Source organism: Methylobacterium sp. D48H, assembly GCF_053345715.1.
The window spans coordinates 69,488-89,978 of the sequence record NZ_JBKFAP010000017.1 but is presented as its reverse complement, the minus strand read 5'-3'; the positions used below and the strand labels follow the sequence as shown (position 1 = coordinate 89,978).

20 protein-coding genes are annotated in these 20,491 nt (G+C 73.1%); 11 read left to right on the top strand and 9 right to left on the bottom strand.

The window, feature by feature from the left end; translation table 11 throughout:
• Positions 1–54 precede the first annotated feature (54 nt).
• The 3 genes from glcF to ACLBX8_RS22740 all read left to right on the top strand — a co-directional run bounded on the left by glcF (position 55) and on the right by ACLBX8_RS22740 (position 6,529).
• Entirely contained in the window at positions 55–1,395 is a 1,341-nt protein-coding gene (glcF, locus tag ACLBX8_RS22750) for a glycolate oxidase subunit GlcF (RefSeq protein WP_447699973.1), read from the top strand.
• A gap of 590 nt (positions 1,396–1,985) precedes the next feature.
• On the top strand, positions 1,986–5,114 hold the full coding sequence (locus tag ACLBX8_RS22745) for an Rne/Rng family ribonuclease (protein ID WP_447699972.1): 3,129 nt from the start codon (positions 1,986–1,988) through the stop codon (positions 5,112–5,114).
• A gap of 170 nt (positions 5,115–5,284) precedes the next feature.
• Positions 5,285–6,529, top strand: a complete 1,245-nt coding sequence (locus ACLBX8_RS22740) for a methyl-accepting chemotaxis protein (protein WP_100251517.1) — start codon at positions 5,285–5,287, stop codon at positions 6,527–6,529.
• 61 nt (positions 6,530–6,590) lie between these two features.
• Here the strand turns inward: ACLBX8_RS22740 and ACLBX8_RS22735 are convergent, their stop codons facing one another.
• From ACLBX8_RS22735 to ACLBX8_RS22725, 3 genes are all read right to left on the bottom strand, one after another.
• A complete protein-coding gene (locus ACLBX8_RS22735; RefSeq protein ID WP_020091154.1) occupies positions 6,591–6,890 on the bottom strand; it encodes a DUF2934 domain-containing protein in 300 nt (99 codons plus the stop codon).
• Between the two features lie 52 nt (positions 6,891–6,942).
• A complete protein-coding gene (locus ACLBX8_RS22730) occupies positions 6,943–7,113 on the bottom strand; it encodes a DUF3606 domain-containing protein (RefSeq protein ID WP_020091155.1) in 171 nt (56 codons plus the stop codon).
• 122 nt (positions 7,114–7,235) lie between these two features.
• Entirely contained in the window at positions 7,236–8,240 is a 1,005-nt protein-coding gene (locus ACLBX8_RS22725; protein ID WP_447715774.1) for a 2-keto-3-deoxygluconate permease, read from the bottom strand.
• A 381-nt stretch (positions 8,241–8,621) separates the two neighbouring features.
• On the opposite strand from ACLBX8_RS22725, the gene ACLBX8_RS22720 reads away from it, so the two are divergent.
• Positions 8,622–9,725, top strand: coding sequence for a four-carbon acid sugar kinase family protein (locus tag ACLBX8_RS22720; RefSeq protein WP_447715773.1), 1,104 nt, complete (start codon positions 8,622–8,624; stop codon positions 9,723–9,725).
• The gene (gene pdxA, locus ACLBX8_RS22715; RefSeq protein ID WP_447715772.1) at positions 9,722–10,750 is read left to right on the top strand and encodes a 4-hydroxythreonine-4-phosphate dehydrogenase PdxA; all 1,029 of its coding nucleotides are present in this window, start codon (positions 9,722–9,724) and stop codon (positions 10,748–10,750) included. The genes ACLBX8_RS22720 and pdxA overlap by 4 nt, the downstream gene beginning before the upstream one ends.
• Before the next feature lie 100 nt (positions 10,751–10,850).
• On the opposite strand, the gene yidD is transcribed toward pdxA, so the two are convergent.
• Both yidD and ACLBX8_RS22705 read right to left on the bottom strand, forming a co-directional pair.
• The gene (gene yidD, locus ACLBX8_RS22710) at positions 10,851–11,183 is read right to left on the bottom strand and encodes a membrane protein insertion efficiency factor YidD (RefSeq protein ID WP_447682620.1); all 333 of its coding nucleotides are present in this window, start codon (positions 11,181–11,183) and stop codon (positions 10,851–10,853) included.
• Between the two features lie 4 nt (positions 11,184–11,187).
• On the bottom strand, positions 11,188–11,631 hold the full coding sequence (locus ACLBX8_RS22705) for an iron-sulfur cluster assembly scaffold protein (protein WP_273564690.1): 444 nt from the start codon (positions 11,629–11,631) through the stop codon (positions 11,188–11,190).
• Positions 11,632–11,871: 240 nt separating this feature from the next.
• Between ACLBX8_RS22705 and folE the strand changes: the two genes are divergently transcribed.
• The 4 genes from folE to ACLBX8_RS22685 all read left to right on the top strand — a co-directional run bounded on the left by folE (position 11,872) and on the right by ACLBX8_RS22685 (position 15,778).
• Complete coding sequence (gene folE, locus ACLBX8_RS22700) at positions 11,872–12,690, top strand: GTP cyclohydrolase I FolE (RefSeq protein WP_020091161.1); 819 nt, start codon at positions 11,872–11,874, stop codon at positions 12,688–12,690.
• 20 nt (positions 12,691–12,710) lie between these two features.
• Positions 12,711–13,133, top strand: a complete 423-nt coding sequence (gene hisI, locus ACLBX8_RS22695; RefSeq protein ID WP_020091162.1) for a phosphoribosyl-AMP cyclohydrolase — start codon at positions 12,711–12,713, stop codon at positions 13,131–13,133.
• Entirely contained in the window at positions 13,130–14,116 is a 987-nt protein-coding gene (locus ACLBX8_RS22690; protein ID WP_447715771.1) for a patatin-like phospholipase family protein, read from the top strand. Before hisI ends, ACLBX8_RS22690 begins: the two co-directional genes overlap by 4 nt.
• 90 nt (positions 14,117–14,206) lie before the next feature.
• Positions 14,207–15,778 carry an alkaline phosphatase D family protein gene (locus ACLBX8_RS22685; RefSeq protein WP_447715770.1) on the top strand — a complete coding sequence of 524 codons (1,572 nt, stop codon included), beginning with the start codon at positions 14,207–14,209 and terminating at the stop codon, positions 15,776–15,778.
• 171 nt (positions 15,779–15,949) lie between these two features.
• On the opposite strand, the gene ACLBX8_RS22680 is transcribed toward ACLBX8_RS22685, so the two are convergent.
• Both ACLBX8_RS22680 and ACLBX8_RS22675 read right to left on the bottom strand, forming a co-directional pair.
• Entirely contained in the window at positions 15,950–16,381 is a 432-nt protein-coding gene (locus ACLBX8_RS22680) for a CBS domain-containing protein (protein ID WP_020091165.1), read from the bottom strand.
• A 151-nt stretch (positions 16,382–16,532) separates the two neighbouring features.
• On the bottom strand, positions 16,533–17,354 hold the full coding sequence (locus ACLBX8_RS22675; protein WP_056526486.1) for a rhomboid family intramembrane serine protease: 822 nt from the start codon (positions 17,352–17,354) through the stop codon (positions 16,533–16,535).
• Positions 17,355–17,702: 348 nt separating this feature from the next.
• Here ACLBX8_RS22675 and ACLBX8_RS22670 point away from each other — a divergent pair, with 348 nt between their 5' ends.
• Positions 17,703–18,302, top strand: coding sequence for a PAS domain-containing protein (locus ACLBX8_RS22670; protein ID WP_020091168.1), 600 nt, complete (start codon positions 17,703–17,705; stop codon positions 18,300–18,302).
• Between the two features lie 229 nt (positions 18,303–18,531).
• A complete protein-coding gene (locus ACLBX8_RS22665) occupies positions 18,532–19,173 on the top strand; it encodes a PilZ domain-containing protein (protein ID WP_020091169.1) in 642 nt (213 codons plus the stop codon).
• Positions 19,174–19,200: 27 nt separating this feature from the next.
• On the opposite strand, the gene ACLBX8_RS22660 is transcribed toward ACLBX8_RS22665, so the two are convergent.
• Positions 19,201–19,782: an SCO family protein gene (locus tag ACLBX8_RS22660; RefSeq protein WP_447699964.1), complete on the bottom strand. Its 582-nt coding sequence runs from the start codon at positions 19,780–19,782 to the stop codon at positions 19,201–19,203.
• 119 nt (positions 19,783–19,901) lie between these two features.
• The gene (locus tag ACLBX8_RS22655; RefSeq protein WP_447699963.1) at positions 19,902–20,420 is read right to left on the bottom strand and encodes a PRC-barrel domain-containing protein; all 519 of its coding nucleotides are present in this window, start codon (positions 20,418–20,420) and stop codon (positions 19,902–19,904) included.
• Positions 20,421–20,491: the final 71 nt, after the last annotated feature.

Here is a 20,491-nt window from a genome sequence, read left to right as displayed (position 1 = left end):
TCAGATCCCGCCCCTCCCCGAGCGTGGGGAGCCGTGGCGCCGAGGACGCGACCCGTGCAGACCAACTTCGCCCCCGCCCAGCTCGCCGATCCCGCCATGGCGGCCTCGGAGAAGATCCTGCGGACCTGCGTGCATTGCGGCTTCTGCACGGCGACCTGCCCGACCTACCTGCTGCTCGGCGACGAGCTCGATTCCCCGCGCGGGCGGATCTACCTGATCAAGGACATGCTGGAGGGCGGCAAGCCGGCCTCGCAGGAGGTGGTCAAGCACGTCGACCGCTGCCTCTCGTGCCTGTCCTGCATGACCACCTGCCCGTCGGGGGTGCACTACATGCACCTCGTCGACCACGCCCGGGCCCATATCGAGGAGACCTACGCGCGCCCCGCCGGCGACCGGTTCCTGCGGGCGCTCCTCGCCCAGGTCCTCCCCTATCCGGGGCGCTTCCGCCTCGCGCTCACCGCCGCCAAGCTCGGCGCGCCGTTCCGGGGGCTGGTGGCCCGGCTGCCGCGGGTCGGCAACCGCCTCGCGGCCATGCTCGACCTCGCGCCGGCCGGGGCGCCGCCCCGCGAGCCGACGAACCGGCCCGGCCGGTTCCCGCCGGCGGGCGGTCAGGCGGCCGGGACGCCCGCCCGGCGCGTCGCCCTCCTGCGCGGCTGCGCCCAGAGCGTCCTGCGGCCGGACTTCAACGCCGCCGCGATCCGGCTGCTCAACCGGCACGGGATCGAGGTGGTGCACGCGAACGAGGGCTGCTGCGGGGCGCTGACCCACCACATGGGCAAGGAGGACTCGGCCCACGCCCATGCTAGGCAGGCGATCGACGCCTGGGACGCCGAGATCGCCGAGGGCCTCGACGCGATCCTGGTCACGGCCTCGGGCTGCGGCACGACCATCAAGGATTACGGCTTCATGTTCCGCGACGACCCGGCCTACGCCGAGAAGGCGCGGCGGGTCTCGAGCCTGGCCAAGGACGTGACCGAGTACCTCGCGCTGCTCGACCTGGCCCCCGTGGCCGAGACCAACCTCGTCGTGGCCTACCACTCGGCCTGCTCGATGCAGCACGGCCAGGGCATCCGCCTCGAGCCCAAGACGCTGCTGAAGCGCGCGGGCTTCACCGTGAAGGACGTGCCCGAGGGCCACATCTGCTGCGGCTCGGCGGGGACCTACAACATCCTGCAGCCGGAGCTCGCCGCGAAGCTGCGCGCCCGGAAGGTCGCCAACATCGAGCGCGTGCGCCCCGACGTGATCGCCACCGGCAACATCGGCTGCGCCACGCAGATCGGGAAGGGCACCGGCATCCCGATCGTCCACACGGTCGAGTTGCTCGACTGGGCGACCGGCGGCCCGAAACCCGCGGCGCTCGCCGGGGTGACGCCGCGGCTCGAAGCGGCGGAGTAGGCACACGCCTGTCGCGTAGCGCCGCGCGCGCCGTGACAGGCCCGTGACATCTATTCACGTTGACCCTTGCCAAATCCGCGCAGCGGTCTGTAATGATGTCGACCCCTCTCCGGTCCCGCCGGTCGCCGCAACGGCCCGCGGACGTGACCGAATTCCTCGCGAAAGCGGTCGCGGTGTCGCGGCGGGCCCTGTCGGTCCGCTTGGCGGCGGCATGTGCCGCCCGCGATCGGGCAGGTGTCGCACGACGCGGCGGAGATCCTCCGCCGCACCCAGGAATTCACGGCCGGTCCCCCGCCGGCCGAGATTGTTTCGCGAGGTCGGGACCACGATGGACGGACGCACGGCCCAGCATAAGGCTGCGCGTGCCCCGGAGGCGCAAACGGTGCGTCACGCCGGTCCGTCCGTCCGCCCGGCCTGTTTCAACCCCAGGCGCCCAGGGCGCCGAACGGCGGTTGACGGCAATTTCCCCTCGAACCCATCCGCCTCGGCGACGAGGCCGGCATCCCGCCCGACAGCATTGACGTCGGGCGAGGCGCCGCCGGGACCACGGGCACGGAGAACGACGTCGGCCGCCATGCCGAGAGTCCGACATGGCCAACAAAATGCTGATCGACGCGATGCACCCGGAGGAGACCCGGGTCGTCACGGTCCACGGGTCTAGGGTCGAGGAGTTCGACTTCGAAGCCGCCAACCGGCGCCAGCTGCGCGGCAACATCTACCTCGCCAAGGTCACCCGGGTGGAGCCGTCGCTCCAGGCGGCGTTCGTCGAGTACGGCGGGAACCGCCACGGCTTCCTGGCCTTCAACGAGATCCATCCCGACTACTACCAGATCCCGCTGGCCGACCGGCAGGCACTCCTCGAAGAGGAGGCCCGCGACGCCGAGGAGCACCGCGAGCGCGAGGAGCGCCGTCGCCGGTCGTCGTCGCGCCGGTCCCGCGGCCGCCGTGCCGAGGCCCGCGCCCGCGGCGCCGACGAGACCGTGAGCGCCGAGGACACGCACGCGGCGCCCGAGAGCGAGGACCAGGCCGAGATCCGGAACGAGTCGGGGATCGACCCGGCCGTCCAGCCCGACACGCTGTCCGAGAACCCCGAGGCCGTGCAGGAGGCCCTCGCCTCCGAGGCCGCCGCCGGCGACCTCCCGGAGGGTGAGCCGGCGCAGGCCGCCGAGCCCGAGACCGCGCCGGTCGAGGCGCAGGCAGCCCCCGCCGCGTCGGAGCCGGTCGCCGCCGACTCCGCCCCGTCCGAGGACGCCCCCTCCGAGCCGGAGGCCCGCATCGCCGTGGCGGAGGCGCTGACCGTGTCCGACGCGCCGGACGAGACCGCCGCGCACGCGATCGTGACGGAGGAGAGCGAGGCCGGGGCGAGCGAGGCCGAGGAGACCGCGCCGACCGCCGCCGGCCCGTCGGCCGAAGCGTCGGACGAGGCCTCGGAGGAGGACGACGAGGAATCCGACGACGACGAGGATGAGGACGAGTCGGAGGACGACGAGGACGAGTCCGACGAGGATGACGACTCGGACGAGGAGTCCGACGATCCCGACGCCGAGCCCAAGATCGCCCAGGTCGGCGGCAACGGCGACGCGCTGGCCGAGATCCCCGAGCGTCCGCGCCACTACCGCCGCCAGTACAAGATCCAGGAGGTGATCAAGCGCCGCCAGATCATCCTGGTGCAGGTGGTCAAGGAGGAGCGTGGCACGAAGGGCGCGGCGCTCACCACCTACCTGTCGCTCGCCGGCCGCTACTCGGTGCTGATGCCCAACACCGGCCGGGGCGGCGGCATCTCCCGCAAGATTACCTCGGCGGCCGACCGCAAGCGCCTGAAGGAGGTCGTGCAGGACCTGGAGGTGCCCGAGGGGATGGGCGTCATCCTGCGCACCGCCGGCGCCTCGCGGTCCAAGCCCGAGATCGCCCGCGACTTCGAGTACCTGATGCGCCTGTGGGAGTCGGTCCGCGAGCTGACGCTGACCTCGATGGCGCCGGCCCTCGTCTACGAGGAGGGCTCGCTGATCAAGCGCGCCATCCGCGACCTCTACAACAAGGATCTGGACGAGGTTCTGGTCGCCGGCGAGGACGCCTACCGCGAGGCCAAGGACTTCATGCGGATGCTGATGCCCGGCCAGTCCAAGGTCGTGAAGCCCTACCGCGACTCGACGCCGATCTTTGCCCGCTTCGGCGTCGAGCAGCAGCTCGACGCGATGTTCTCCACGCACGTCTCGCTGAAGTCCGGCGGCTACCTCGTGATCAACCCGACCGAGGCCCTGGTCTCGATCGACGTGAACTCCGGCCGCGCCACCCGCGAGCACGACATCGAGGACACCGCCCTCAAGACGAACCTGGAGGCCGCCGAGGAGGTCGCCCGCCAGCTCCGGCTGCGCGACCTCGCGGGCCTGATCGTCATCGACTTCATCGACATGGAGGAGAAGCGGAACAACCGCGCCGTCGAGAAGAAGCTCAACGAGTGCCTGAAGAACGACCGCGCCCGCATCCAGGTCGGCCGGATCTCGCCCTTCGGCCTCCTGGAGATGAGCCGCCAGCGGATCCGCACCGGCGTGCTCGAATCCTCCTCGATCCCCTGCGCCCATTGCGGCGGCTCGGGCTTCGTGCGCGCCACCGCGTCGGTGGCGCTGCACATCCTGCGCTCGATCGAGGAGGTGCTGCTCAAGTCGGCCTCCCACAACCTCGTCCTGCGCACCCGCACCGAGATCGCGCTCTACATCCTCAACCAGAAGCGCGGACACCTGCGCGAGCTCGAGGTGCGCTTCGGCGTGACGATCACGATCGCGGCCGACGAGCGGCTGGCGGCGACCACACCGTTCCAGCTCGACCGCGGTGAGCCGGCCCAGCGGGCGGAGGGCCCAGTCACGGGCGTGCGCGCCCAGGCGATCTCGCCCGCGATGGAGTTCGACGACGAGGACGAGGAGGCCGACGAGGCCGAGACCGAGATTGAGACCGACGCCGAGGGCGAGGCCGACGAGGGCCGCGCCGAGGCCCGCGAGGACGGGTCGCGCGAGGAGGGCGAGGGCCGCCGCCGCCGCCGTCGCCGCCGCCGGCGCGGCGGTCGCCAGGAGGGCCGCGGCGAGGACGGGCGCGCCGAGGACGATCGCGGCGACGACGATCAGGACGACCAGCAGGACGACGGCCGCGACGACGCCCGTTCGGACGCGGAACGGAGCGATGGGGACTGGGACGGCGCGCGGCCGGCCGGGACCGAGGCTCCCGCTGCGGCCGTCGCCGCGGAGGCCGGCGAGGCCGACGAGGCCGTCGCGGGTTCGGACGAGGCGGCGCGGTCCGAGGACGAGGGCGGCCGTCGCCGCCGCCGCGGGCGCCGGGGCGGCCGCGGTCGCAGCGAGGGCCGCACCCGCGAGGCGTCCGAGACGGACGACGCGCCGGAAGCCGCGGGCGATGTCGTCGCCCTGTCGGCGGAGGAGCCGGTGAGCGCCCAGGCTGTGGCCGAGGCGATCGAGGCGGCGCCAGCCGCGGCCGCCGAGGACCGGACCGAGACCGCGGTGGACCTGCCGGTGGCCCCGGTCGAGTCCGCGGCGCCGGCGGCCGATCGGGCGACCGTCGGCGCGCAGGCCGAGGCCGGCTCGCCCGAGGCCGCTCCCGCCGAGCCGGCGCCCGAGCCCGTGGCGATCGTGCTGACGCCGCCGTCCGATCCGGACCGGCCGAAGCGCGCCGGCTGGTGGTCGCGCACCAAGGCGGCCCTGACCGGCGAATGAAGCATTGCGCCCCCTGATAGAGCGCTATCTGGGGGCGCAACTTCTCGAAGTAGACGTGTTGCGCTGCACCGATGCCCCGCAACGCTTGTCGAGAGACTGGTCTATCCTTCACCATTGGTTGAAGGTTCTGTGTGACCATGCGCCCCGATTAGAGTGTCGGAGAGGCCCGCATGTTCAGTTTGCGCCGGCAGCGTCAGATCCCTGACGCGCTAGCAACCCCGGTGACGGCGACCGCCCCGGTCGAGACGGCGGCGGTCTTGCCAGTCGAGACGGCCCCGACGCCCGTCGCGGAGCCGGCTGTCGATCGGGAATGGCTGACTCTCCTGGCGCGCCTGTCCGCCTCCGCGTCCGACGCCGGCACCTCGATCGGCTGGATGACCCACGACGCCTCCGGCACCGCCGAGCAGGCCCGACTCATCGCGGCCGCCAGCGAGGAGCTCGCCGCGACCACGGGTGAGATCGCCGCCCGCTCCTCGTCGGCGGCCGAGATGGCCGAGACGGCCCGGGCCGGCATCGCCACCTGCGTGGGCGACCTGCATCGCGCCACCGACGGCATGCGCGGGATCGAGGAAGGCACCGAGGAGATCGGCAGCCGGCTCGACAGCTTCTCCACCGCGGCGCTGCGGATCGAGGAGATGGCCGGCACGATCGCGGCGATCTCGGCCCAGACCAACCTGCTGGCGCTCAACGCCACGATCGAGGCGGCGCGGGCCGGCGAGGCCGGCCGCGGCTTCGCGGTGGTCGCCGCCGAAGTGAAGACGCTCTCGGCGCAGACCGCGAAGGCGACGGACGAGATCCGGGCGCGGGTCAGCGGCCTGCGCGAGGAGATGGCGGCGATGCAGGCCGCCGTGACGCGCAGCCGCAACGCCGTCGAGGCCGGCGCGTCCGCGATGGTGCGGGCCAATGCCCGCGTCGAGGCCGAGAGCGGCGCCGTCGCGAACGTCGCGGCGCAGATGCGTGAGGCCTCCGAGATCCTCGGCCAGCAGATGCAGGCCACCGGCGACATCGCCCAGAACGTCGGCCGCATCGCGGAAGGGACCGACAAGGCCCGCCGCGAGATCGGCGACGCCCTCGCGCAACTCGGACGGATCGAGGATCTCGGCCGCACCCTGCTCGACCGGCAGACCGGCACCGCCGCGGATCAGCGGGTGATCCGCCTGTCGGCGGACTGCGCCGCGTGGCGGCGCGCCATCGCGGCGACCCTGGTCGGCATGCGCTCGACCGACACGCCGCCGGAGGGCATCCCCGCGGACGCGACGCGGTCGGCCGCCATCGAGAAGCCCCTGGCGCAGGCCCGCGAGCAGGCGGCCGCCCTGGTCCGCCACGTGCGCAGCCAGACCTGGGACTCGGCGACCACGGCGTTCGTCGCCTTCGAGGCGGCGGTGAAGGAAGCCCGGGCGGCGATCGAGGCCTGAAGGTAATCCGACCCCGGGTCCGCCGTGACCCGGGACCGTCTCGGATGAAGGTCGGAGACCGTCAGGCCGGCGGCGGATCGGAGCGCGGCGCTGCCGGCGCCGCGTCGGCCTTCCGGCGATCGCGCTCCTTGCGCAATTCCCGCTCGGCCAGCAGCCAGAACTCGATCTCGAATCCCTCGGGCCTGTGGTTGCGCTCCCAGAGCTCGTAGGCCCGCTCGCGGATCTGCTCGAACGTGATCGTGTCGGACGACCGCGCCGAAGGCTGCGGTGCCGCCGCGTCGGTCCCGGACGCGGGTCCCGGCGCGGGCTCGGACCCAGACTCGGACCCGAGTGCGGATCCGTGCGCCGGTGTCCCCGCCATCGGATGATCCGGAGGCGGACGGAAATCGGGGGGCACTTCCATGGCGCCGGTCTCAGGCGGCCGGCTTGTCGAGATAGGCGGCGACGCTGGTGATCCGGCTGCCGACCATGGTCACCGCCTTGCGAAGCCTCTCCTCGCTGACGCCGAAACGCTGCGCCCACTCCTCGCGTGTGGCGCGGTCGTAGATGTCGATATGCGTCTTGCCTCTGGATTCGGTCGACATGCGGTGCCCGCTCCGGTTCGCCGTGAGACGCGGCCGTGCCGCGCTTCCTGGAGGGACAACCGGACTCGGAGACTTCGGTTGCCGCCGGTCGCGCGGGACGCGCAGCTAGACCGCGCGAGACGTCAGGGTGCGGTCGGAGCGGGGCTGGGGACCGGCGCCGGATCGGCCTCGGCCGCGTCCGGGCGGACCTGCCCGGCCACGAACGCGGTCAGCAGCGGCACGAGCAGCGCCGTGACCACCACGCTCGCCGCCACCAGCACGGTGGCGGGGCCGGCGGCATCCTTGTAGGCCGGATTGGCGGCGGCGATGATCGCCGGCACGGCGGCGGCGTTGCCGGCCGTCGAGGCGGCGGCGACGCCCGCCACGCCGTTGCCGCCGGTGAGGCGGTCGGCGACGAACAGGGCGGCCCCGGTGATCGCCACCACCGCCACGCCGAGGCCGATGCCGAGGAGACCCGCCTGCCAGATCTTGGCGAGGTCGAGCCCGAAGCCGAGGGCGAAGGCGAAGAACGGGATCATCACCGGCGCCGCCCCCGATAGGAAAGCGCGCATGTCGCGGTCGAGGTTGCCGAGGATCATCCCGATCAGCAGCGGCAGGATGCTGCCCACCAGGGTCGGCCACGGGAAGGCCGACAGGCCCGCCAGCCCGAGCGTCACCATGGTGAGGAACGGCCCGGATTCGAGGCTCATGATCGCGTAGGCGCCCGCATCCTTCGGGCGGCCGAACTGGCCCATCAGGGCGAGGTAGAGCCCGCCGTTGGTGTCGTTCATGGCGGCGACGATCGCCAGCGTCGACAGCCCCGCGAAGGCGCCCCCGACCACCGGCGCCTCGCCGAGGATCTGCCCGAACACCACGCCCATGATCGCCGCGACGCCGACCTTGGCGGCCAGCAGGACGCCGCCCTTGCGGGCGATCGCCGGGGCGGCGCGGAAGTCGATGCCCGCGCCCATGCAGACGAAGAACACCGCCAGGATCGGCAGGGCGCCGTTGAACAGCGCGCCGGTGAACGAGCCGAAGAACGTCGCGGTGTCCGGGAAGAGCGTGTGGAGGATCGCGCCGAGGAACAGCGGCACCACCATCAGGCCGCCGGGCACGCGCTCCAGGGAGCGCTTGATGGGAATCTGCATGGGTCGCCCTTCCGGTACCGGCCCGTTCCGAGCCCCGGCACCCGCTTGCCCCCCGGGCGGGCTGCTACAACCTTTCGACGAGTCGGCGCAACGCGCGGCCGGACCGGCGCATATGGTGACAACTGCGCGGGCCCATCCCTGCCTGGGCGCGGCCCGGCACGATCTGCGGCGGCCCGGATGTCGTCAGCGACGTCCCCGTCCCTCTCCGGCTCCCTGGACCCGGCGGCCTCGCCCGGGCGGCGGTCGATCCGAGGCGCGGGGCTGCCCGCTTGACCGCCGCGCCGGCCGGTCGGTATGCCGCGCGACAACCTGACAACGAGCACGCGAGCCGCGCTCGGCCGGGGGCGCGGCCGGCGCGGCTCCCGCCATGATCCGCCCGACATGACCCGCCTGCGCCTCATCGCCGACGATCTCACCGGCACCCTCGACACGGCCGCGGGCTTCACCGGCCTGTGCGGGTCGATCCCGGTGGCGTGGCCGGAGATCCTGGCGGGGGATGGACCCGGCTGCCTCGCGATCGATTCCGGCACCCGGGAAGGCTCGGCCGCGGACGCCGACCGGATCGTCGGCGCCCTCGCGCCCCGGCTGGACGGGGCCGACATCGCCTTCAAGAAGGTCGACAGCCTGCTGCGCGGCCCCTGGGCGGCCGAACTCGCGGCCGTGCTTCGCACAGGGACCTGGGGGCGCTGCGTGGTGGCGCCGGCCTTCCCGTATCAGGGACGCCGCACGGAGGGCGGGCGGCAGCTCGCCCGGCGCGGCGCGGGCTTCGAGCCGGTCTCGGGCGACATCGCCGAGGCCCTGCGCGCCGTCGGGCTGCCGGCGCGCCGGGCCGACGTGTCCGACGGGCCGGTGACGGGCGTCGCCGTCTACGACGCGGCGAGCGACGCCGACCTTGTCCGGGTCGCGGATCTCGGCGGCGACGGACCGGTGCTCTGGTGCGGCAGCGGCGGCCTCGCGGCGGCCCTGGCGCGCGGCGTTGCGGCGCCGGGCGACGACCGGCTCGCCGGCCCGGTCCTCGGGCTGTTCGGCTCGGACCGGCCCGAGACCGCGGCGCAGCTCGCGGCCTGCGGCGCCCACCACCTCGTCCTGTCGGCGCGCCATCCGGACCATGCCGGCGCGGTGGCCGCGCGCCTCGACCGGGACGGCGTCGTCCTGGCGAGCCTCGCGCTGCCCGAGGGCACCGCCCGGGAGGAGGCCGCCGCGCGGATCGCCGGGACCTTCGCGGGGGTGATCGACCGCATCCCGCGGCCCGGCACGCTGCTGGTGGCCGGCGGCGAGACCCTGAAGGCGCTGTGCCTCGCGCTCTCCGCCGCGCGCCTCGACGTCACCGGGCAGATCACCCCGGGCCTGCCCCGCTCGACCCTGCGGGGCGGACGCTGGGACGGGCTCGCGGTCGTGTCCAAATCCGGCGCCTTCGGAACAGAGGGCGTCTGGCGCGATCTACTTCACGGCAACGGCTTTCCGCGCAGCAGGAGCGACGCGTGACCTCACATCTCGCCATCACCATGGGCGATCCGGCCGGCATCGGCCCGGAGATCATCGTCAAGGCGGCCGCCCGGCTGAAGGACCGGATCGACGCGGGCGACCTCAAGCTCGTCGTCATCGGCAGCGCCCCTTCCCTGCGCCGCGCGGAACGGGCGCTCGGACTCCTGCCCGACGCCGTTCCCGAGGTCGCCGAGGCCGGCGACTGGCCGGCGCTGTGCTGCCTCCAGGCCGACGCGGAGGGTGCGCCGATCGAGCCCGGCCGGCTCTCGGCCGACGGCGGCCGCTTCGCCTACAAGGCGATCGAGGCCGGCGTTCGCCTCGCCCTGGCCGGCCGGATCGGCGGCATCGTCACCGCGCCCCTCAACAAGGAGGCGCTCAACAAGGCCGGCTACCACTATGCCGGCCACACCGAGATGCTGGCGGAGCTGACCGGCGTGCGCGGCTCGGTGATGATGCTGGCCCACGGCAACATGCGGGTCTCCCACGTCACGACCCACGTCGCCCTGGAGGACGTGCCCAAGCGCCTGACCCCGGAGCGCCTGCGCCTCGTCATCGACCTCACCGACAAGGCGCTGAAGGGACTGGGTCTCGCCCGGCCGAAGATCGCGGTCGCCGCGCTCAACCCCCATGCCGGCGAGGGCGGCCTGTTCGGGCGCCAGGACATCGACGTCAGCGCGCCGGTGATCGAGACGGCCAACGCCGACGGGCTCGACGTGCACGGCCCGGTGCCGGGCGACACGGTGTTCGTGAAGCTGCGGGCGGGCCAGTACGACGCGGTGGTGGCGATGTACCACGACCAGGGACACATCCCGGTCAAGCTCCTGGGCTTCGAGATCGACCCGGCCACGGGGAAGTGGATGGACCTGTCGGGGGTGAACATCACCCTGGGGCTGCCGATCATCCGCACCTCGGTCGATCACGGCACCGCCTTCGACATCGCCGGCACCGGCGTCGCCAACGAGCGCAGCCTCATCGAGGCGATCGAGTTCGCCGAGAAGCTGGCGGCGAACCGTCAGGCCGGTTGAGCGCGGGGCAGGCGCACGGGATCTCCGAAAAGCGATCTCCGATCCGCCAGCCCGACCGCCCGGCACCCGTGTTTCACGTGAAACAAAGCAGGAACGAAATCTACCGCGCCTCGGTCTCCTGCCCCACGGCCTCGCAGGCGAACGGCGACGGCGGCGCCTCGACGCCGCGCCAGCGGCCGTAGGCCCAGGGGCGGTACCACGCCGCCCGCGCCGGCACGCGCTCGGGGACGAGGTCGATGCCGTGGGTGCCGAACGGCCCGCAGCGGCAGATCCGGGCGAAGCCCATCCAGCCGCCGGGCCAGAGCCCGTGCCGGGCGATGGCCGTGTCGGTGTACTCGGAGCAGCTCGGCCAGTGGCGGCACTGGCGGCCGATCAGGCCCGACAGCGTGAGCTGGTAGCCGCGGATCGCCCAGTGGGCGGCGCGCCGGACCATCCCGTCAGGCGGCCTGCCGCTTGGCGGCGATCTGGTCGAGGGCGTCCACCACCGCGTCGAAGGTCAGGAGCGTCGAGGCGTGGCGCGCCTTGAAGTCCCGCACCGGCTCGAGCACCGCGAGGTCCGACCACGCGCCGTCGGGCGCCGGGCCGTTCTCCTTGAGCATCGACCGCATGGCCGCGCGGACGCCGCGCAGCTCGTCCGCGCTGGCGCCGACCACGTGCCGGCCCATCAGCGACGAGGAGGCCTGTCCCAGGGCGCAGGCCCGGACCTCCTGGGCGAAATCCGCGACCCGGCCGTCCTCGCCCAGGACGAGGTCGACCGTCACGGTCGAGCCGCACAGGCGCGAATGGGCCGTGGCACTCGCGTCCGGGTTCTCGAGCCGGCCGAGCCGGGGGATGTCGGCGGCGAGTTCCAGGATACGGCGGTTGTAGATGTCGTCGAGCATCGGGTCCTCGGCCGGAGGCACACTTCCCATCGGGACTCTGCCGCGTGCATCGCGCATTGCGCGTTACCCCGCGAACGATGATATAGGCGCCATACGGCCGCTTCGCGAGGAGGCGGGCCGTCGACCAGGGTCGCGCCAACGGCCACGGTGGTTCCCACGGCCTTTCGTCCATCCCGGGGCGCCGGCTTGAAACCTTTTCGAGCCCGGGATCTTCCCTCGAACGCCCGACGCGATCCGACGATGTACGCCAAGCCCGATAGCACCCCGATGAAATCCCGCATCGCGCGGGCCGGAGATGCCATGGATGCCGCGCTCAAATCCTTGTCCTACCAGGGTGACGGCCAGGGTTTCGACCGGAACGGGGGCGACGGGCAAGGGCTGAACGGCATGCGCAATGACAATCGGCCGGTGGATGAGGGCCGTCCCGTCGAGGTGGCGCCCGAGCCGGCCTCCGCGACCCGCGTCCCGGACGGGATCGAGACCGGCCGCCCGAGCCGCGCCGAGGCCGAGGCCGCCGTGCGCACCCTCCTGCGCTGGGCCGGCGACGACCCGACCCGCGAGGGCCTGCTCGACACCCCGGCCCGGGTCACCAAGGCCTACGAGCAGCTGTTCGGCGGCTACGCGGTCGACGCCGAGAAGCTGCTGGAGCGCGTGTTCGAGGAGGTCGAGGGCTACTCGGACATCGTGCTGGTGCGCGACATCCCGTTCCACTCCCACTGCGAGCACCACATGGTGCCGTTCATGGGCCTTGCCCACATCGCCTATTACCCGACCCGGGGCGTGGTCGGCCTGTCGAAGCTCGCCCGCGTGGTCGACACCTTCGCCCGCCGCCTGCAGACGCAGGAGACCATGACCGCCCAGATCGCCGACGTGATCGAGAGCATCCTCAAGCCCCGCGGCGTCGCCGTGATGGTCGAGGCCGAGCATCTCTGCATGGCGATGCGCGGCGTCCAGAAGGCCGGCGTCTCGACCATCACCAGCCAGTTCCGCGGCGTCTTCAAGGACAACGCCAACGAGCAGGTCCGCTTCCTGACCCTGGTGCGCGGCGGCGCCAAGTAGCCCCGGGCGACGCCTCGACCATGACCGCGCGCGACACCGCCTTCGCTCCCCCCGGCACCCGGGCCGAGATCGAGGAGGGCACGGCCCTCACGCCCCGGTTCGACCGCGACGGCCTCGTCGCCTGCATCGCGGTGGACGCGCGGGACGGGCAGGTGCTGATGCTCGCCCACATGAACGCCGAGTCGCTGGCCCGCACCCTCGAGACCGGCGAGGCGTGGTACTGGTCGCGCTCGCGCCGGGAGCTCTGGCACAAGGGCGCGACCAGCGGCCAGATCCAGCGCGTCGTCGAGATGCGGGTCGACTGCGACCAGGACGCCCTGCTGATCCGCGTCGAGGTCGGCGGCGACGGCGGCTGCTGCCACACCGGCCGGCGCGACTGCTTCTACCGCAGCGTCGTCCGGGAGGCGGACGGCCGGGTCGTCCTGAAAGCCGCCGGGCGATGAACCGCCCTCTTGCCACGCGGTGGCAAGACGAGTCCGCCGACCCGCATTTCCCGCCCGGAACCGTCGAGCCGGTCCGCCCGCCGCCGAGCCCCGGCCCGCAGGTCGGGCTCGCCCTCGGGGGCGGCTCGGCCCGGGGCTGGGCGCATATCGGGGTGATCCGCGCCCTGGAGGAAGGCGGCATCACGCCGACCGTGGTGGCGGGCTGCTCCATCGGCGCCGTGGTCGGCGCCTGCTACGCGGCCGGGCGCCTCGACCGGCTCGAGGCCTTCGCCCGCGCGCTGACCCGGCGTCGGGTGGTGGGGCTCATCGACCCCCGCCTGCCGGGCTCAGGCCTGATCGCCGGCAATCGCCTGCGCCAGCGCCTCGCCGCGGATCTCGGCGAGCGCCGCATCGAGACGCTGCCGATCCGCTTCGGCTGCGTCGCCACCGAGTACGGGACCGGCCACGAGGTCAGCCTGACCGAGGGCCCGGCGGTGGACGCGGTGCGCGCCTCCTACGCGATCCCCGGCCTGTTCCCGCCGGTGGCCCATGACGGCCGCGTGCTGATGGACGGGACCCTGGTCAACCCGGTGCCGGTGGCGCTCGCCCGGGCGCTTGGGGCCGATCTCGTCATCTGCGTCAACCTCAACGGCGACACCGGCGGACCGGTGGTGCGCGAGGCGCCGCACCCGGCCCCGCCGCGCCGGGGCTTCCTGCAGGTCGTGCGCGGGCGCCTGCCGGGCTTCGACCGACCCGAGCCCGAGATCGCCGTGCCGGGCATCGCGCGAGTGGTGCTCGACGCGTTCAACACCACCCAGGACCGGATCTCGCGGGCGCGGCTGGAGCGCGACCCGCCGGACGTGGCCATCGGCCCGGATCTCGGAGCCTTCGGGCTGTTCGACTTCCACCGGGCCGCGGAGGGCATCGCCCTCGGGCACCGCGCCGCCCGCGCCGCCCTGCCCCGGATCCGGGCCGTGCTGGAGGGTGCGGCCGCGCGGGCCTGAGGGACCCGGGTGCGCTCCGTCCGGAGGGGGCCGTCATCCGGCTGTCGTGGCCGCCTGCGATGGGCGCCCGTGCATGCTGGAGGACCTCCAATGTATACGAGTCGCCGTCAGATCCTGCTGTCCGGAGGCGCCGGCCTCGTCGGGCTGGCCACGGGCCTCGGACGGCCCGGCCTGAGCCGCGCCGCCGACCGGCCGCTCCTGACCCACGGCCTCCAGTCGGGCGACGTCGGCACCGACTCGGCGGTGGTCTGGGCCCGGTCCGACCGGCCGGCCCGGGCGATCGTCGAGTGGGCGACCACCGAGAGCTTCGCCGACATCCGCGGCGGCGTCTTCGCCGACGCCCTGCCGGAGACCGACGGCACCGTGAAGGTGGCTCTGACCGGGCTGCCGGCCGGCCAGGACGTGTTCTACCGGGTCCGCCTGGAGGACGTCGCCGCGCCGACCATCGTCGGGCCGGCCCAGGTCGGGCGGTTCCGGACCGCGCCGGCTGACCGGCGCTCGGTGTCGTTCTGCTGGTCGGGCGACACGGCGGGCCAGGGCTGGGGCATTGACGAGGCCCGCGGCGGCATGACGATCTATTCCGCCATCCTGAAGAACCGGCCGGACTTCTTCATCCATTCCGGCGACACGATCTACGCCGACGGGCCGATCCAGTCCGAGGTGAAGCTCTCCGACGGCAGCCTGTGGCGCAACCGGGTGACCGAGGAGGTGGCCAAGCCGGCCGAGACGCTCGCGGAGTTCCGGGGCCGGCACAAGTACAACCTCACCGACCGGAACGTGCTGGCGATGAACGCCGCCGTGCCGATCCTGGCCCAGTGGGACGACCACGAGGTCACCAACAACTGGTGGCCGGGGGAGCCGCTGACCCGGGCCGAGCACCTGAAGAAGAAGTACGCCGACCCGAACGTGCTGGCGCTGCAGCTGCGGGCGGCCAAGGCCTTCCACGAGTACATGCCGATGCGCTTCGAGCCGTCGGAGCCCGGCCGGGTCTACCGCAAGATCGGCTACGGCCCGCTGGTCGACGTGTTCATGCTCGACATGCGCTCCTACCGGGGCCCGAACGGCGAGAACCGGCAGACGGCGTACGGGCCCGAGTCCTACTTCCTCGGGCCGCAGCAGATCGCGTGGCTGAAGCGGGCGCTGCTCGAGTCCCGCGCGACCTGGAAGGTGATCGCCGCCGACATGCCACTCGGCCTCGTAGTGACCTACGACACCGACCGCAATTTCGGCTCGGAGGCGGTGGCGCAGGGCGACGGACCGCCGCTGGGGCGCGAGCTGGAGGTCGCCGACCTGCTGCGCTTCATCAAGAGCGCGGGGATCCGCAACACGGTCTGGCTCACGGCCGACGTGCACTACACGGCCGCCCACTACTACGACCCCGACAAGGCGCAGTTCCAGGATTTCGAGCCGTTCTGGGAGTTCGTCTCCGGGCCGCTCCACGCCGGCACCTTCGGGCCGAACGCGCTGGACAACACGTTCGGGCCGCAGCTGCGCTACGTGAAGGCGCCCGACAAGGGCCAGGTGAACCTGTCGCCGGCCGCCGGCTACCAGTTCTTCGGCCACGTGGCGGTGGACGGCGCCACCGAGCAGATGACGGTGACCCTCAAGGACGCGGCCGACACCGACCTCTGGCACGTCACGCTCGATCCCGTGAAGGCGTGAGGCGGACCGCGGGCGGTACGGGCTCGCGATGTCGGCCTGCTCGCCCGTCGACGAAGGGGCGCGGGTCCCCTCTCCCGCACGGGAGAGGGAGCGCGTCGCGCCCCGGCGGCCTGCCCTGAACCGGCGAGGCCCGGGGGCGGAGGGCGAGAGAAACGCGCGGTGCCGGCGCCCCTACGCCATCGTGATGTAGTCGCGCAGGGCCTGGTGCTCGGCCTCGACGGTGGCGATCTTGCGCGCCACCACGTCGCCGATCGAGACCAGGCCGATCAGCCGCCCGTCCTCGCAGACCGGCACGTGGCGGAAGCGCCCGTCGGTCATGAGGGTCATGACCTCCTCGATCGTGGTGGTCCGGCCGCAGGTGGTGACCGCGGTGGTCATGTGGGCCGAGACCGGCGCGTCGAAGGCCGAGCCCCCGTGCCGGGCGAGCGCCCGCATGATGTCCCGCTCGGAGATGATGCCCGCCACCGTCCCGTCGGCCTGGGCGACCACGAGGGCGCCGATCCGCTTGTCGGCGAGGATCTGGATCACCTCATCGAGGGTCTTGTCGGGGCCCACGGTGACGACGGAGCTGCCCTTCTCGGCGAGGATGCGTGCGACGGTCATGGCTCTCTCCCTGTGTGACGCGGCCGGTGCGCCGTCAGCCCGCGGCGCCCTGATGGCGTTCTCGGCCGGGTTGGCCCGGCTCGTTCACATTGTGGCGAGTGTGTGATCGATCCGGCCGGATGGCAAGGTGCCGGGCGTCGATGGCAGGGACTCAGTGCCGGCGCGGCTCCCGGGGATCCACCAGGGGGAACAGGAAGAAGCCCGCGATGAAGCCGCCGAGATGGGCGTCCCAGGCGATGGCGGCGTTCTCGCCGACGAGCGGCACGCTGACGAGGCCGAAGAGCAGGTTGGTCAGCAGCCAGATCACCAGGAACGACACCGCGGTGCGGTTGCGCAGCAGCTCCGGGATCGTCTCGGCGGGACGGGGCGGCGGCACCTGCCAGGCCGGCGCGCCGTAGCCCGAGACCGGCGGCTGGAACACGAACCGGGCGGCGGCGGCCATCAGGGCCGAGATCCCCGCCGAGGCGCCGACCAGCGGCCCCGCACTGAGCGGATCGATCAGGATGTGGAGAAGTCCGCCGGCCGCCGTGCCGGCCAGCGCGAGCACGCACCAGCGCAGGGCGCCGCAGCGGCGCGCCACCGGGGCGCCGAAGGCCGCGAGCCAGACGCTGTTGAAGATCACGTGCATCCACGAGCCGTGCAGCAGCCCGTAGGTGACGAGCGTCCAGGGCTGGAGGGCGTGCTCGCCCACGATGTAGCGGGCGAAGGCCTCGCGGGCCGCCTCCAGGCCGGGATCGCCCGGATCTGCGGCGGCGCGGATCACCTCGGAGGCCCGGCCGGGATCGAACCAGAGGGTCCAGCGCGCCGGGACCAGCGCGAGGTCGAGGACGAGGCGGATGTCCCAGGTGTCCGGCAGCAGGAACTCGCGCACCGCCTGGATCGCCAGGAGCAGCCCGATCGACGCGGTGACGATGCCCGGCATGTTGAACACGGGCACGCGGCTCTGCCGCGGGAAATCGGGGGAGGCGTCCATCGCCGCACCATGTCGGGGCGCGGCGCGATCGGGCAAGCCCCGGCGACGTATTGAAGCTCGCAAATACCGGTCGGATCGCGGTCCGTATCGCGCACCGCACCGTCTTCACTCCGGATCCGTCCCGGACGGCCGCGACGCGCCCGGCGGGGTGCGACGATTGTGTCGCCGGCCACGACGCGCTACCCCCCGCCCCGCGCGGCGCCGGCGGGACCGGCGGCGCGCGGGTGCGGGAGCCGGCACGGCCCGTGCGCCCGGACGCGGTGAACGCCCGGATCGGCCGGTCACACCCCCGCGGATGTGCCAGAATGATCCGGGGATGAACCACAGGCGTTGAGAATCGGGACACCGATGAAGCATCCCACCAGCCGCATGCTCCACGCCTACTGGGAGCGCCTGCGCGGAGAACGGGCCGCGCCGGAACGCGCCGAGATCGAGCCGGGCGAGATCCGGCACCTCCTCGCCGACAGCCTGATCCTGGAACTCGACATGCCGAGCCGCTCCGCGAGCATCCGGCTCGCGGGGACCCGGGTCTGCGCCCTGTACGGCCGCGAGCTGAAGGGCGAGCCCTTCGCCAAGCTGTGGGGCTCCCGGGCGACGGATCCCTGGCGGATCGTCGAGATCGTGGCCAGCGACACGCTGGGCGTCGTCGCGGGCCTGCGCGGCACCAACGCGGCCGGCGAGGCGGCGGATCTCGAACTCCTGCTCCTGCCCCTGCGCCACCGCGGCCGGACGCAGGTCCGCGCCCTCGGCACCCTCAGCCTCGACGGCGCGCCGCACTGGCTCGGCCTGCGCCCGCTGGTGGAGGCGGAGACCACCTCCCTGCGCATCCTGCCCAGCCGCCGGACCGAGCCGGTCCCGCCCGCCCGCACCGCCGTGCGCACGAGCGCGGGCTACCCCGGGCCGGTGCGCCACGGCCACCTCCTCGTCCACGCCGGCGGGCGCGCCTGAGAACCGTATTCGTCCAAGGTTACGCCCGGTCCGGGACGGCCAGTTCGATCGAATCGGCGCGTGCACCCGAGGAAAGCTTCGGCGCACAAGTCGATCGCGCACGACGCGGCAGGGCTCGACAATGGATGTTTCTACAAGGCCGATCGATCCCGAAGCAGGAAAAAAGGGTTTCGTAACTGTCCGTGCCTAGTCTGCACCGGCCATTCTCCGGCGCAGGACCAATCTCGGAATGATCGCGGTCGAGGCCACCGCTGGAACTGATCTGCGCGGCCTCGCCGCCGAGCCGGCGCGCGGTGCCGCCGACCAGCGCCGCCACCAGCGCGTGCGGGTCGCCGTGCTCGGCCGCTACATGCTGGCCGACCGCCGGGAATATCCCTGCCAGACCGTGGACATGTCGCCGGGCGGCGTGCGGCTGACCTGCGCGGTCAAGGGCGCGGTCGGCGAGCGCGTGGTGCTCTACCTGGAGCATATCGGCCGCATCGAGGGCGTCGTCGCGCGCACCTGCCCGGACGGGTTCGCGGTCCAGCTCAACGCCACGTCGCGCAAGCGGGACAAGCTCGCCTCCCAGCTCACCTGGCTGGCGAACCGGGAGATGCTGGGGCTGCCGGAGGGACGCTCGCACGAGCGCCTCGTGCCGACCAACACGGCGGTGGTCCTGCGCGTCGAGGGCGGCCGGGAGATCCGGGCGCGCCTCATCGACATCTCGATGTCGGGCGTGGCGATCTCCTGCCCGGTGCCGCTGCCCCTCGGCGCCGCCGTCACGGTGGGCAGCACGCCGGGCCGGCTGGTGCGCTACTTCGAGGGCGGCTTCGGCGTGCAGTTCCTGCTGCCGCTCTCGCCCGACCGCTTCCACGCCGGGATGACGCTCTGACGCGCGTGCGGCCGGACCGGCCGGCGGTCAGATCTTCTTGGCGAGCTGCGCCGCGACCTCGTCGGCCGGCCGGGTCAGGTCGAGGGCGCCGAGGAAGCGGTTCTGCGCGTCCATGATGTACACCAGGGCGGTGTGCTCCATCGTGTAGTCGCCGTCCTTGGCGGGCACCTTGCGGGCATAGGCCCGGTACGCCTTCTCGGTGGCGGTGACCTGCTCGGGCGTGCCGGTGAGGCCGGTGATGCGCGGGTCGAAGCTCGACAGGTAGGTCCTGAGGCTCGCCGGATCGTCGCGCTCGGGATCCACCGTGACGAAGGCGACCCGCATCGTCTTGCCCTTCGGCCCCAGGGCGGCGAGCACGTCGGAGATCTGCTGCAGGGTGGTCGGGCAGACGTCCGGGCAGTGGGTGAAGCCGAAGAACACGAGGTGCGTCGCGCCGGCGAAGTCGCGCTCGGTGACGGTGCGCCCGTCCTGGTTCACCAGCGTGAACGGGCCGCCGACGCTCGGCACGCCCACCGGTGCCTTGTCGGGCAGGAACGCGAACACCGCCGCCCCGGTCAGGCCGATGAGGCCGAGGCAGAAGGCGAGGAGCGGGACGAGGGCGCGGCGCATGGGACGGGTTCCGACCTCCGGGGAGGCCGGCACAGCACACAACGGCTCGCGGAGGCAAGCCGGCGCGGTGCCGCCGGCCGGCCGATCGGCGCCGCGCCGGCGCCGCTCCGGCGCGACCGCTACGGCTTCGAGGCCGGATCACCCGCGGGGCTCGCCGGGGCGGCGCCCTTCGGCGGCTCCTTGCCGAGATAGACGTATTCCGGCGCCGCCCGGAGCTGGTCCTTGGTCGTGTCGATCCGCGCCTGGAGGGTCTTGCCGTCGGTGCGGTCGAGCTTGAGCACGGACGGGTCGACCGCGACGTATTTCGAGCCGATCCCCAGGAAGCCGCCGACCCCGATGATCCAGGCCTTCACGGCCCCCTTCTGGTCGAGGACGAAGTCGGCGATCTGCCCGATCGTCTCGTTGGCGCCGTTGACGACGCTGGAGCCGATCAGCTTGCTGGCGACCATGTCGTCGGGGGCCTGGGCCACAAAGGTCGGGCGCAGGCTGTCGGCCATGGTGGCGGGCTGGCCGGGGACCGGGGTCGCGGCGGCGCCGCCGTCCGGCTTGGCGCCGTCCGATCTGGCGCCGTCGGTCTGCGCCGAGGCGTTGGCGAGGCCGGCCAGCAGGAGGGCCGAGGCGAGGAGCGGGGTGCGCATCGGAGCAGGTCTTTCAGACGGGGGCCGCACAGGGGGGTCGCGCCGCCTCAAGGTTCTGGCGGGGCTTAAGT

Bases quoted from the DNA above. Each gene is read 5' to 3' on its own strand.
- ACLBX8_RS22730 (WP_020091155.1), bottom strand. From the start codon at position 7,113: ATGTCGACCGAATCCAGAGGCAAGACGCATATCGACATCTACGACCGC.
- hisI (WP_020091162.1), top strand. From the start codon at position 12,711: ATGACCGCGCGCGACACCGCCTTCGCTCCCCCCGGCACCCGGGCCGAG.
- yidD (WP_447682620.1), bottom strand. From the start codon at position 11,183: ATGGTCCGGCGCGCCGCCCACTGGGCGATCCGCGGCTACCAGCTCACG.
- ACLBX8_RS22675 (WP_056526486.1), bottom strand. From the start codon at position 17,354: ATGGACGCCTCCCCCGATTTCCCGCGGCAGAGCCGCGTGCCCGTGTTC.
- ACLBX8_RS22670 (WP_020091168.1), top strand. From the start codon at position 17,703: ATGAAGCATCCCACCAGCCGCATGCTCCACGCCTACTGGGAGCGCCTG.
- ACLBX8_RS22720 (WP_447715773.1), top strand. From the start codon at position 8,622: ATGACCCGCCTGCGCCTCATCGCCGACGATCTCACCGGCACCCTCGAC.
- ACLBX8_RS22735 (WP_020091154.1), bottom strand. From the start codon at position 6,890: ATGGCGGGGACACCGGCGCACGGATCCGCACTCGGGTCCGAGTCTGGG.
- ACLBX8_RS22685 (WP_447715770.1), top strand. From the start codon at position 14,207: ATGTATACGAGTCGCCGTCAGATCCTGCTGTCCGGAGGCGCCGGCCTC.
- ACLBX8_RS22745 (WP_447699972.1), top strand. From the start codon at position 1,986: ATGGCCAACAAAATGCTGATCGACGCGATGCACCCGGAGGAGACCCGG.
- ACLBX8_RS22665 (WP_020091169.1), top strand. From the start codon at position 18,532: ATGATCGCGGTCGAGGCCACCGCTGGAACTGATCTGCGCGGCCTCGCC.
- ACLBX8_RS22680 (WP_020091165.1), bottom strand. From the start codon at position 16,381: ATGACCGTCGCACGCATCCTCGCCGAGAAGGGCAGCTCCGTCGTCACC.
- ACLBX8_RS22725 (WP_447715774.1), bottom strand. From the start codon at position 8,240: ATGCAGATTCCCATCAAGCGCTCCCTGGAGCGCGTGCCCGGCGGCCTG.
- ACLBX8_RS22655 (WP_447699963.1), bottom strand. From the start codon at position 20,420: ATGCGCACCCCGCTCCTCGCCTCGGCCCTCCTGCTGGCCGGCCTCGCC.
- folE (WP_020091161.1), top strand. From the start codon at position 11,872: ATGTACGCCAAGCCCGATAGCACCCCGATGAAATCCCGCATCGCGCGG.
- ACLBX8_RS22690 (WP_447715771.1), top strand. From the start codon at position 13,130: ATGAACCGCCCTCTTGCCACGCGGTGGCAAGACGAGTCCGCCGACCCG.
- ACLBX8_RS22705 (WP_273564690.1), bottom strand. From the start codon at position 11,631: ATGCTCGACGACATCTACAACCGCCGTATCCTGGAACTCGCCGCCGAC.
- ACLBX8_RS22740 (WP_100251517.1), top strand. From the start codon at position 5,285: ATGTTCAGTTTGCGCCGGCAGCGTCAGATCCCTGACGCGCTAGCAACC.
- ACLBX8_RS22660 (WP_447699964.1), bottom strand. From the start codon at position 19,782: ATGCGCCGCGCCCTCGTCCCGCTCCTCGCCTTCTGCCTCGGCCTCATC.